Here is a 12,347-nt window from a genome sequence, read left to right as displayed (position 1 = left end):
ACCTCGCGATTAAAAGTTGACAGTTTCCTTAACCTTGTCAACGATATCTTGCTTGTTAGGCAGCCATACTTCCTCAGCATCACTGAATGGGTATGGCGTGTCAGGAGCAGCTACCCGTGCAATTGGCGCATCCAGATACAAAATACCTTTCTCACCAATCAATGAGGCAACTTGACCGCCAACACCGGCTTGTTTTTGGGCTTCTTGAACCAGGACAACACGACCCGTCTTCTTAACGGATGCCAGAATCGTGTCTTCGTCAAGCGGTGCCAACGTCCGCAGATCAACGACTTCCGCATTGATACCGTCTTTTGCCAGTTCTTCAGCAGCTGCCAGACTTTCTTGAACCATGTAGCCGTACGTAATAATCGATACATCAGTGCCTTCACGCTTGACGGCCGCCTTGTCCAAAGGAATGGTGTAGGCTTCATCAGGCACTTCTTCCTTAATGGAACGGTACAGCTTCATGTGTTCACAGTAGAAGACCGGATCATCGGAGCGAATAGCAGAGATCAAAAGTCCCTTGGCATCATATGGACCACTTGGCGCAACCACACGCAGGCCAGGAACCTGAGTCAGCAGGCCCTCAAAGCTGTCCGAGTGCAGTTCTGGCGTGTGAACACCGCCACCAAACGGAGCACGCACCGTAATTGGGAATTTGCGCGAGCCACCCATCCGGAAGCGGTAACGTGCCATTTGACCGGCCAGTTCATCAAAGGCTTCATAGATAAAGCCCATAAACTGCAGTTCAGGTACCGGACGGAATCCTTTCAGCGCCATCCCATTGGCCAAGCCGATAATGCCGGATTCAGCCAGCGGCGTGTCGAATACACGATCATTACCGTATTTTTCCTGCAGACCATCAGTTGCCCGAAAGACCCCGCCGTTTTTACCAACGTCTTCACCAAAGATCATTACCTTATCGTCATGAGCAAGCTCTTCGTCCATGGCAGCTGTAATTGCTTTGATCATTGTCATCTTAGCCATGATTACTTAGCCTCCTTTGCTTGATATGCATCCAACTCTTTTTGAATAGCTGGTGGCGTAACCACATATTCGTTTTGCATCAGTTCGGTAACGGTCTGCGTTGGTTGTGATTCAACTTCCTGCATTGCGTCATCGACTTCTTTGTTGGCTGCTTCAACACAAGCCTTTTCCTTGTCTTCATCCCAAAGGCCCTTGCTCTCCAGGAACTTACGCATCCGAATCAATGGGTCTTTCTTCAACCAGACATCTTCTTCTTCTTCAGAACGGTAACGACGTGGCACGTCACCGGCCGTGGTGTGTGGTCCGTAACGATAGCACAGCGTTTCAATCAGCACTGGACCATTACCGGCCGTGATCCAGTCACGAGCCTGCTTGGCAACGCTGTAGACTGCCAAGGCGTCCATCCCATCAACCTGCAGTCCAGGAATTCCGCAGGCAACGGCTTTTTGTGCCAAGGTTGGGGCCGCCGTCTGCGCCTTTCTTGGAACTGAAATAGCATATAGGTTGTTTTGTACGAAGAACAGAGCTGGTGCTTTAAAGGCACTGGCAAAGTTGACGCCTTCGTAAAAGTCCCCCTGTGAAGTACCACCATCACCGGTGTAGGTGTAGGCAACGTTCTTTTCACCCTTCTTCTTGATTCCAAGCGCAACCCCAGCTGTTTGCGCATATTGAGCACCGATAATGATCTGAGGCGGAACCGCGTTTAATTCTTCGGGGTATTTATTGCCGTTGACATGTCCCTTGCTCCACAAGAAACCTTTCCACATTGGCAGACCGTGCTTAACCAATTGTGGCACGTCACGGTAGCCGCCCAGCAGAAAGTCATCCTTGCTCATTGCAAAATTGGAACCCATTTGACTGGCTTCCTCACCAGCAGTAGGAGCAAAGAATCCTAAGCGGCCTTGGCGACAAAGCTTCATCGTACGGTCGCCCAATACACGAGACCAGATCATCTGCTTGAACAGTTCAACCAGCTCTTCGTCACTCAGGTCAGGCATCAAATCAGGATTGACAACTTTGCCATCCTCGTCCAGAACTTGAAGCGGCTTGATTTCGGGATTGTGCTTCAATTCCTCAAAATCCAACTTTTTCATCTAGAACAACCTCCTTCAATAAACAATGAAACGCTTACAGTTATAGTTTTATAACATTTTTAGAAAAAATCAAGGCTTTTTTACAAAAAAAAGAGAAAACATTTTTTCATAAAAGAAAACGTTTTCTCTATCTAGATTGTGAATTTTTATGCTTTACTGCTCAATGAAACGATCTTCTTATCCAGACCAGTTTCACGCATACCATTATCCACTGCTTCACGCAAAACTTTTGCCGAATGAGCCATTGCCTTTTGTTCGCGTTCGTCAAGCTGTACGTCGATAACCTGTTCTACCCCGTGCGCGTTGATAACCGCAGGCGTGCCAAGGTACAGATCCTTAACACCATACTCGCCATTGACATAGGCACCAATTGGCAAAACGGCATTTTCATTACGCAGGATAGCCTTGGTAATCCGCATCAAAGCCGTGGCTACCCCATAGTAGGTGGCACCTTTACGATTAATGATTTCGTAGGCTTTGTGACGAGTCTCATCTTCAATCTGCTTGAGCCGATCCTCAGAAATTCCTTCTTCTTTAGCAATCTGCAACAGATTCTTGCCGCCAATTGCCGCCGATGAGTAGGCCGCAAATTCGGAGTCACCGTGTTCGCCTAAGACGTTGGCAGAAACATCGGCTGGACTAACGTTGAATTCCTTGGCCAAAGCAACGCGAAGCCGTGCCGAGTCAAGCAGCGTACCAGAACTGATCACGCGACTGGTTGGGAATCCGGAGATCTTTTGAACGGCGTAAGTCAAGATATCGACAGGGTTGGCAGCAACCAAGAAAATCCCGTTAAAACCAGACTTAACGACATTTTCTGTTACATCGGCCATGATCTTAAGATTCTTGTTGATCAGCTGCAGCCGCGTTTCGCCAGGCTTTTGCGCTGCTCCCGCACAAATTACGACCAGATCAGCATCTTGGCAGACCGAGTAGTCAGCTGATTCAACTTTTTTGGGCGAGGTAAAAACCGTCGCGTCCTCCAAATCCAGCGTGTCACCCTCCCCTTTGCTCTTGGTGTGGTTGATAATGGCAAATTCTTCAGCCAATCCCTGTTGAACCATGGCAAATGCATAAGCAGAACCAACAGCGCCATCACCAATCAGCACGACTTTTTGTTGTCGATATGACATATTGAAATACCCCTTTGTTTGTTAATTATTTCATGAACAAGTTGACATAAAGCGGAACCAGAATGTCCATTGCCAACGAAACGATAACAACGGCAACCGAAGCCATTGCCCCTTCAATAGAACCCAGCTGCAAAGCCTTGGCAGTACCAACAGCGTGGCCGGCAGAACCCAATGCCAGACCGTTACCAACGCGAGAAAGCTTGTTCAAACGGAATACCTTGATCAAGAAGTTGGCCAATGCGTAGATGATTACGGCGTTTAAGATGCAGGCCATGGCCGTAATGGCTGGGTCACCGCCAACCCCTTTAGCAATTGGCATGGCAACAGCAGTCGTGGCAGCCTGTGGCAGCATGGCAGCCGTCGAAACTCGTGACAGACCAAACAGCTTGGAAACCATCTGAATACCAAACAGTGAAATAAAACCGCCGACAAACAGCGTCAAAACAATATCGAGCCAGTACTTCTTAAAGATATCATTCCGGCGATACAGCGGAATAGCAAAAGCGGCCGTAGCAGGGTTTAGGAACCAGAAAATAATGTTCCCACCTGGCAGGTAGTACTTAGTATAAACGGCAGCCGTCGTTGAACCGATGCCCTTGGCCCAGATTGCCAAAACCGCGATCCCAAAGACCATTCCGACCAAAAGCGGGGTGAACAAGAAGAAACCATGACTGATCTTAAACAGCCACATCCCTAACAAGTAGCCAACAAGTGAAATAAAGATACCAGTATATGGCAGCATTAGTGATTGAGTAAACATTGCTTAAATCCTCCCTTTTCTCATGCAGCGATTAGTGAGCCATATGGTGTTGTGAGCCGTTTTGTGCAGAAACATTCCCTGACTTATTGGACAAGCGTTGGTGCATCTTGACAAAGAAGTTACCAACGTAGGCGATCACTACCAGCATGATGATCGTGGAGATAATGATGACACAGATGTCTTGCAGACCTTCACGCTTCATCAGTCCCAAACTGCCACAAAGCTGAACGCCTGATGGCACGAACAGAAAGGCAATCAGGCTGATCATAAAGTCACCGAACTTTTCAACCTGTTCCAGTTTAACAATATGCGTTGCCAGCAAAATGTAGAGCAAAATCATCCCGATCAGTGGCGTTGGTACAACGAAGCTAGCTGGGAACAGATCCGAAATCAGCTGTGAAACGAACAGGATTGCGCCAAAAATCCCCATTTGAATCAGAATTGGTGCCGCCTTTTTTTCTTCCTTAGCCGGCGTTTGCTTTTCTTTCTTATCCATGTGAGTTGTCCTCTCCTCAAATCAATCCAAAATACCAAATAAAATAAGTGCAGTTAATCTAGTTAAGATGATCATCTTTGCTATCGATTACACAATGTATTGTAGGTTCCTTTATTAAATTTGTGTTAACTTTCACATTGATTGACCGAATTTTGTTCTGAAATGCCCTTTGGCCCCCGTGAAATGCCCTAAATGCATTTTTTCGACAAAATAAAAAGCATTGAATGCATCATCTAGACATTCAACACTTGTGCAAATTTTAGATAATTCAAGTTATTGCAGGCCGATTGCTTTCTTGGTTTTTGCTACATATGATCGGCTGACGGGGATTTTGCTGCCGTCTTTGAGCGTTAATTCGTAAGTATGGTTGAAGCTGGGCTGCATTTCATCAATCTGGTCCAAATTAACGATATATCCGCGATGAATTCGTAGAAAATGCTTTGGATCAAGCAGTTGAGCAATACTTGTCAAAGTCTGGCGGCTGATCAAAAGCTTGTCGCCTCTAAGATGCAGATGCGTATAGCCGCCTTGGGTCTCAATGTACATAATGTCACGTTTTTGAATCACCATCGTTTTGTCATCAATCGTAATTGAAAGCCGCGGATTATGCCAGGCTGCCTGCTCAGCTACATTTTCCACCCGATCGCCGTTACCACGGATCTTGGCAACTCTGACAACAGCTTCTTTAATTCTTTCTGGGTCAAATGGCTTTAAAATATAGTCAACAGCGGCTTCATTAAAGGCATCGACCGCATAGCTGTCATAGGCCGTGGCAAAAACGACTGCTGGTGGCTGAGGCAGCTTTTTCCAACGCCTGGCTAGTGCCATGCCATTGCCATCATCTAGTTTAATGTCCAAAAAAACCAGATCGGGATGGTCAGTGTTGACCTTTTGATCGGCAGCCATTACGCCGTCTGCCTCGTCAATCTGATCGATCAGCATGTTTTCTTTCAATAAATAGTGCAGCTCATTTCTCGCTAACGGTTCATCATCAACAATTAATACTTTCATTACATGGACGCCCCTTCCGGATCTAGCTTCTGTTCGGTTTGTGCATAAGGAATCAAAAGTGAGATTGAGGTCCCAGTCTTACCAGTAACAATCTGCATTTTAGCGCTATCGCCATACAATCCCTTCAAACGTGCATTCAAGTTTTGCAAGGCAGTGCCGCTGCCATGCTCAGAGTTAATTTTATCCTTACCTAATTTACCAATAACGTCTGGATCAACCCCCTCACCATTATCCGCAACCCTAATCTCTAAGTATCTGCCTGATTTGGTAATCCAAATATTGATAACGTTACCGGTCTTGCGATTGCCAAAAGCATGATGAATCGCGTTTTCTACCAAAACCTGAATCGCAAACGGCGGTACCAGTACCCGGTCATCGACACTGCTATAAAAGCCAACGTCATACTTATCAGGAAAACGGGTCTGCTCTAAATTCAAATAGGCCTTGACATGGGCTTCTTCTTGTTTAAGGGGAATCTTCGACTGGTTGGCCCCCAGCAGATTAGAACGAAAAAACGTACTGAGTTCCCGCAGTAAAAAGCGGGCTTTTTCACTATCAAATCGTGAAATCGCAATAATCGTATTGATTGAATTAAAGAAAAAGTGGGGACTGATCTGGGCCTGCAGCGATTTAAGCTCGGCATCCCTAAGTAGCCCAGCCTGACGTTCTTTTTCTCCTAGTACAATCTGCGTGGCCAGAATCTCGCCCAGCCCTTCACCGGTTTGAATCTCAACGGGGGTCAGCTGCCAGTTTTCCTTAAAATACAGCGTTAAAACGCCCAACACACGGCTGCCCAGGGTCAAAGGAATTGCCATCCCCGCCTGCAAAGGGCAATGGTCATCGCAACAGCCAATCTGCGCAGCATTATAGGCCAGCTGTGTCTGCTTGTCGTTTAGCGCCTCATTGGCAAATTTTGGAACGTTGGCTTTTGGCATGTCATGATAATGGTGATCACTGCCCACTCCTGCAAAAGCCAGCGTTTTTTCGTTATTGGCAATTCCAACTGCATCAAAGTCAGTATACTCTAAAATCAGACTGGCAACCTGCTTGGCTGATTCTGCCTGCAGTCCATGTCGAAATGCCGGCAGCGTCTTAACCGCCAGTTTCATTACTGAACGGGTCTGCACAGCACGCGTATCAACTTCCTGCCGAAAATACAAAGCCAGAATCATCAGAAAAAACGCGGTCCCAATCGAACTGATCACGATCATCGGCAGCGCGATAAACCGTACCAGCTTCAGATGAGTCGGACTGAATAAACCGACAAAGATCATCTGAATCGATTCCATCACCAAACTAACCAAAAAACCTTGCCAAGGCGGCATCACGACAAAATGCCGCCGATCTTTGTGATAGAGCATGCCAGACAAAATCCCGATTAAAGTTGAACTGATGATATAAAACCAGGCATCCGCCGACCAGCTTTCCTGCATCATGCGATGAGTTCCGGCAACCAGCCCTGTCATCCCACCTACTCCCGGTCCGCCAACGATTCCGGCTACGGTCACCGCCAGAATACGAACGTTGGCAACCGAATAACCATTATGAACATGCCATAAAATAGTCTCACGCATGATGTGATTATCAGGATCAATTTCAAGCCCCAATAAATTTGAAATAATTGCAAACGCCGAAAAAATCAATGCCAGTTTAAACAGGTTGGCTGGCGTTGACTCCAAAAGCAGCCGACGAAACGGCCGAATATTAACCAAAATAAAGGCTAACAAAATAATCAGACCGACACGTTCGGCAGTTAAAAAAGCTAATTCTCCCATTCATTTCTCCTTAATCTTGCTCATCCAATAACTTTAATATACCACAATCAGCCAACAGCTTAGTGAGAGCCTTAACAAGAATTGAATTTATTTCGGCAAGTCAACCACCATCGGCTAAAGTCGATGGCTTGTGAGCAGACACCCCAGTATTGAGTGTCTGAACCACAATTTGCATAGATACGGACGATTTACTCAAACAGCCGCAGTTGCTTGAGCAGTGATCATCTAATTACCAATGCCTTTTACATTCCCAGGTTGCCATAGGAATGAGCTAGGCATAATTAAAAAACATGATCCAGAAATTTTCTAGACCATGTCTTGCCTGCTATTTTGTAATATCCGCGCCAAAGTACTTTTGCGAAAGTTTTTCGACCGTGCCATCCTTTTGCAGTTCCTGCAGTGCCTGGTTGTATTTGTTTTGCAGTGCCGATGAGTTTTTGTTGAACATTGCCGCGATTTTGACCGGCTTGGCTTCACTAGAGACATCAATCATCTTAAGTCCCTTGGTGCTGTGCTTTTTAGCATAAACGTACCAGGCCTCGCGACTATTGATCATCCCATCGACCCGACCTTGCTTGATCATATCCAATCCACTGGCAAAATCGCTGTCATCAACCGTAATTCCGCCATATTTTTTAACCAGCGTGGCATTATTGGTACCAACACCGGCAGCAAACTTATGACCCTTAATTGACTTAAGCGTTTTAAGCGAACTGTTCTTTTTAACGATCATGACAAAGTGTGATGAAATGTAGGGATCTGAGAAAAGGTACTTCTTTTCGCGTTCAGGCGTTTGGGCAATGTTGTTCATCACCACGTCAAACTTCTTGGCGCCTAAACCAGCAATCAAAGAATCCCACTTGGTTGGCACAAACTTGGCCTTTAATCCCATTTTTTTAGCAACGGCTTTGCCCAACTCAACCTCAAATCCCTGCAGTTTGCCATCTTTGCGGTATGAAAATGGCGCGTAGGTACCTTCCAGACCGATCGTCAGCGTATCAGGCGTTTTTAACTCGGACTTAACTGAGTCAGCATGGCTGATTGTCGTGCCAATTACGGTTCCCAATGCCAGTGCAGCTGTCATTAGGGCAATCTTCTTAAAAATCTTCATGTTGTTATCCCTCGTCTTTTTCTTTTATACTTCCAGTTCTTCCATTGTCATGGCCGCAATAAAACGTCGAATTCTTTCATCAGGGTTATCAGGCGCAAAAAAAGCTGTCGGATCACCGTCATATTTGATCGTACCATTCTCGACAAAAACGATCTTGTCAGCAATGCGACGAGCAAAGACCATATTATGCGTTACAATAATCAGCGATTGATTTTCCTGAGCCAGCTTAAGCAGTACGCGCAAAACTTCTAATTCTAGTTCAGGATCAAGCGCGGAGGTTGGCTCGTCTAATAAAACATATCCCGGTTTCATAGCCAACGCGCGGGCGATCGCTACTCGCTGCGCCTGCCCACCAGAAAGCTGCGCAGGATAGGCGGCGGCCAAATCCCGCAGTCCTACCTTGCTCAATATTTCCAAAGCTGCTTTATCAGCCTCGTTCCTAGACTGCTTGAGCACGCGCACTGGGCCTTCCGTGACGTTTTGCAGAACCGTCAGATGCGGAAACAGGTTATAGTCTTGAAAAACCATACCTGTTTTTTGTCGCAACTTCAGCTTTTGCTTCCGGCTAACGCTCTTTTCAAAATCAAAATGCAGCTCATCAAAATCATACGTACCGCGATCTGGCCGCTCCAACAGATTCAACGAGCGCAGGATCGTTGATTTGCCTGACCCAGAAGGACCAACCAAAACCGTTGTCTGTCCCGTTGGAAACTCCAGGCTGACATCTTTTAAAACGTGCTTTTCACCAAACCATTTGTTAATCTTAGCGACTTTCATTTAAACCTCCTATTGGACGGCCAGCGTTTTTTCCAGCCAAGCCTGCAGCCGCGACAAAACAGTCGTAAACAAGGCATAGATCAAAGCCACGATGATGTACATCAAAAGCGGCTCATAGTTTTCAGCCGTGATCTGCTGTGCCACCGAAAACATTTCAGCAATCGTAATTGAGGCTGCCAGCGAGGTATCCTTGACCAGACTGATAAATGAATTGGCCAGTGGCGGCAGCGCGACCCGCAATGCCTGGGGTAAAATGATACGCCAAAGCACCTGCAGTCTGGTCATACCAATTGCCTCAGCCGCTTCCCATTGACCTTTGGGGACGGAAGCAATCGCCGCCCGAATCGTTTCGGAAGCATAGGCGCCAGTATTAAGCGAGAACGTAATCACACCAGCGGTAAACGGCTTGAGCTGCACGCCATCAGGAAAGACTCCAGGTATGACCAAGTGCGGCAGCCCAAAAAAGACGATGAACAGCTGGACCAATAATGGCGTTGAGCGAAACAGCCAGACATAAAAGACCGCAATTCCCTTCAAGATCCGAAACGCGCCATTTTGCCTGGACAAACGAATCAATGCTACGCAAAGTGCAATCAGCAGACCCCAGAAAAAAGACACCAGGGCTAAAGGAATCGTATATTTAAAGCCGGCCGCCAACAGTTCTGGCAGCGAGCTTTGAATCGTATGCCACATCCTATTCCTCCTAAATTGAACGTCTCAAATGAAATTTACAGCTTTAGTTGCTTAAAGCAATAAAAAAGGCGCAGTCGGGATTGACCAGGCTGCGCTTGATGCTGATCCGACCGTCTTTCAGCCAACCAGCTGGGCAACGGCAATAAGCGGACAGCCTAAGCGCGGTCCGCTGCAACACAGATGATTGGTCAGTGAATTAAAGTTTGCCATTGCCGATTTCTCCTTTGAAAAAGTTAGTAATTGTATGATAACTTACTAAAAATAAGCTGTCAACCAAAAATCAAAAATAAAACTGACATTGGCAAAAACCGATGTCAGTTTTATTAAATTAGTCAAAACTATGCAATGCTTCCATAATCATTTCAATAAAACGCTGTCGATTGATGCCCAGCATAACCTCGGTATTTTGCGGTTTGCTGGTCAGCTGATAGTAGTCGCAGACCGTTTCGCCGCGCGTCAGCTCACCGGCCGTTTCAACGTCAACGTTCATTTTTTCGGTTTGGAACATCTCTGGTTCAATCAACCAGGCAATCGTGCAAGGATCATGCAGCGGCGCGCCTTGAAAGCCCCACTTCGGATTTTCATGATAGCGCTCAAAAAAGCTCAGCAGCCCATAAAATGCCTGGCCAACCGGATTCTTAATCTGTTTTAATGCCTCGATTTCTGGTTTTAGAATCTGGGCCTGGTGCGTAACATTTAATGGTGCCATCACCAATGGAATCCCGAAATTCATGACGATCTTGGCCGCCTCAGGATCAACAAAAATGTTGAATTCTACGCTGGGCTGCCAGTTTCCAAGACCCATGGCTCCACCCATGTAGACGATCTGATCAATCTTTGCCTTGGCCAACTCAGGATACACTCGCAAAAAAAGCGCCGCGTTGGTCATTGGCCCAGTGACTACCAGCGTCACCGGCGTTGAACTTTCATTAAGCGTTTTGGCAATCAATTCAATTGCTGTTAGATCAACTGGCTGAAAATCCGGTTCAGGCAGCGGATAGCCGTCCAGACCGCTTTCACCATGCACCTCACCGGCAGTTTCCAATGGTTTGACCAACGGCGTCCGATTCCCGCCAGCAACCGGAATGTCTTCTCGGCCCAACAGCTTAAGCATTCGCATGGCGTTGTTGAGTGTCTTATCAGGCGTTTGATTGCCGGCTGAGGTAGTAACGGCCAGCAGCTCAATTTTAGGCGAGGCCACCGCCAGCATCATTGCCAAAGCATCATCATGACCAGGATCGCAATCAAGGATGATTTTTTTCGTCATAAATTTTCCTGCCTTTCCATATCCGATAAAGCGTTTTCATCAATAAAACTAGTATAACATTTTACCTAACGACTTCAAATCCCCAATTTAATTTTTAAAATTTGCTTTGAAAGCCAAAGAATCCTTGATCTGACGAGGTTTTTCAGCGGCTCGATTTCCCATCAAAATATAATATTTTTTTCGTGGTAAAAGGCTTGATTTTTAGATCTATTCAGCTAAAATACTATCTCGTGAGTAATCGAAAAAAGCATCTTAGCTTTAATAAATTTTAGGAGGCATGAAACGTGACTTTGCGCAGCTTTTTCAAGTATCACCACAATCAAAAAATGATCGAGCTACTGGCAGTTGAACTGTCGGAAGTAATCGAGCGGCGGCATTTGGATTCCGTACAAAGCGCGATCGTCTACGTTCAAGATCATGCTTTCTTCCCTAACGACCGCGACTACCAAGTCAAGCTGCATATTGACGACTGCATGGCCATGGATATTCTGCCGCTGGTTGAAAAAGAAACGACCACGGTTTGCCAAAGTCTGGCTAAGGCACGCTGATCAAAAACCCGTTACTAAGCAAAATGCTTGGCAACGGGTTTTATTACATATCTTTTCTGATACATCAAACTGATCCGACCTTTTACTAAAAATAAATATACATATACCAATTTTAACTGAAATCTACCAGGCTTGACATAGTTGACGGCAAATATCTCGATAAAATCTATTCAAATTGACGTTCAAACGTAAGCTCACCTTATAATGCAACTATCTTGAGCCTAATAGAATTATTTTCCCATCCGATTTAGACCATTGTTCGCCAAAAACTGCTATCATAAAAAATAAGATCATCTATCGGAGGCAGATCATGACTGAAAACTATATTCGCGACTACATGCGCTTGGCCTATCAAGAAGCCGTCAACGTGCAACGGCTGTTCGTTGATGCCATGAAGTCAACCGGCGTTAAGGAACGGCTCTGGGCTCATCTGGATGCTTTTCAGCGCAACGTCAATACGATGAATGAATTTATGTATCATACCAGTGAGGTTGAAAATGCGTCACAATATGTCAAATTCTTGGAGCAGGCTAAGGAATTTCGTCAATTAGTTGATGAAAAATTGAAAAAACATGCCTATACCAGAACCGATCGTGATAGTATCTATGATGCGGTGATGGCGTTAGACAGTGCCATGCCGCTAGCACTTTAAATTCATGTCTCAATCAGCTTAATCGCCGTTGTTCCCCAAATGC

General features: G+C 46.0%; 13 protein-coding genes. 2 read left to right on the top strand and 11 right to left on the bottom strand.

Annotated elements, in window-relative coordinates:
- Positions 1-9: 9 nt before the first annotated feature.
- The 11 genes from ACLUWI_RS02390 to rihA all read right to left on the bottom strand — a co-directional run bounded on the left by ACLUWI_RS02390 (position 10) and on the right by rihA (position 11,104).
- Entirely contained in the window at positions 10-987 is a 978-nt protein-coding gene (locus ACLUWI_RS02390) for an alpha-ketoacid dehydrogenase subunit beta (protein WP_412146004.1), read from the bottom strand.
- 2 nt (positions 988-989) lie between these two features.
- Positions 990-2,081, bottom strand: a complete 1,092-nt coding sequence (gene pdhA / locus ACLUWI_RS02385; RefSeq protein WP_412146003.1) for a pyruvate dehydrogenase (acetyl-transferring) E1 component subunit alpha — start codon at positions 2,079-2,081, stop codon at positions 990-992.
- Between the two features lie 146 nt (positions 2,082-2,227).
- The gene (locus ACLUWI_RS02380) at positions 2,228-3,214 is read right to left on the bottom strand and encodes an L-lactate dehydrogenase (RefSeq protein ID WP_412146002.1); all 987 of its coding nucleotides are present in this window, start codon (positions 3,212-3,214) and stop codon (positions 2,228-2,230) included.
- A 25-nt stretch (positions 3,215-3,239) separates the two neighbouring features.
- Positions 3,240-3,974, bottom strand: a complete 735-nt coding sequence (locus ACLUWI_RS02375) for an LrgB family protein (protein ID WP_412146001.1) — start codon at positions 3,972-3,974, stop codon at positions 3,240-3,242.
- A gap of 31 nt (positions 3,975-4,005) precedes the next feature.
- Entirely contained in the window at positions 4,006-4,470 is a 465-nt protein-coding gene (locus tag ACLUWI_RS02370) for a CidA/LrgA family protein (RefSeq protein ID WP_412146000.1), read from the bottom strand.
- Positions 4,471-4,743: 273 nt separating this feature from the next.
- On the bottom strand, positions 4,744-5,481 hold the full coding sequence (locus ACLUWI_RS02365) for a LytR/AlgR family response regulator transcription factor (protein WP_412145999.1): 738 nt from the start codon (positions 5,479-5,481) through the stop codon (positions 4,744-4,746).
- Entirely contained in the window at positions 5,481-7,256 is a 1,776-nt protein-coding gene (locus ACLUWI_RS02360; RefSeq protein WP_412145998.1) for a LytS/YhcK type 5TM receptor domain-containing protein, read from the bottom strand. Before ACLUWI_RS02360 ends, ACLUWI_RS02365 begins: the two co-directional genes overlap by 1 nt.
- 325 nt (positions 7,257-7,581) lie before the next feature.
- Complete coding sequence (locus ACLUWI_RS02355) at positions 7,582-8,367, bottom strand: transporter substrate-binding domain-containing protein (RefSeq protein ID WP_412145997.1); 786 nt, start codon at positions 8,365-8,367, stop codon at positions 7,582-7,584.
- A gap of 24 nt (positions 8,368-8,391) precedes the next feature.
- The gene (locus ACLUWI_RS02350) at positions 8,392-9,144 is read right to left on the bottom strand and encodes an amino acid ABC transporter ATP-binding protein (RefSeq protein ID WP_412145996.1); all 753 of its coding nucleotides are present in this window, start codon (positions 9,142-9,144) and stop codon (positions 8,392-8,394) included.
- A 9-nt stretch (positions 9,145-9,153) separates the two neighbouring features.
- A complete protein-coding gene (locus ACLUWI_RS02345; RefSeq protein WP_412145995.1) occupies positions 9,154-9,837 on the bottom strand; it encodes an amino acid ABC transporter permease in 684 nt (227 codons plus the stop codon).
- A 328-nt stretch (positions 9,838-10,165) separates the two neighbouring features.
- The gene (gene rihA, locus ACLUWI_RS02340) at positions 10,166-11,104 is read right to left on the bottom strand and encodes a pyrimidine-specific ribonucleoside hydrolase RihA (protein WP_412145994.1); all 939 of its coding nucleotides are present in this window, start codon (positions 11,102-11,104) and stop codon (positions 10,166-10,168) included.
- Positions 11,105-11,388: 284 nt separating this feature from the next.
- Between rihA and ACLUWI_RS02335 the strand changes: the two genes are divergently transcribed.
- Both ACLUWI_RS02335 and ACLUWI_RS02330 read left to right on the top strand, forming a co-directional pair.
- Positions 11,389-11,652, top strand: coding sequence for a hypothetical protein (locus tag ACLUWI_RS02335; protein WP_272208940.1), 264 nt, complete (start codon positions 11,389-11,391; stop codon positions 11,650-11,652).
- Positions 11,653-11,962: 310 nt separating this feature from the next.
- Entirely contained in the window at positions 11,963-12,304 is a 342-nt protein-coding gene (locus ACLUWI_RS02330; RefSeq protein ID WP_412145993.1) for a hypothetical protein, read from the top strand.
- Positions 12,305-12,347: the final 43 nt, after the last annotated feature.

This window comes from Limosilactobacillus mucosae (assembly GCF_046939755.1).
Classification (GTDB): Bacteria; Bacillota; Bacilli; order Lactobacillales; family Lactobacillaceae; genus Limosilactobacillus; species Limosilactobacillus mucosae_A.
Note: the sequence above shows the minus strand (reverse complement) of the source record. Positions and strands in the feature narration are given on the sequence as shown.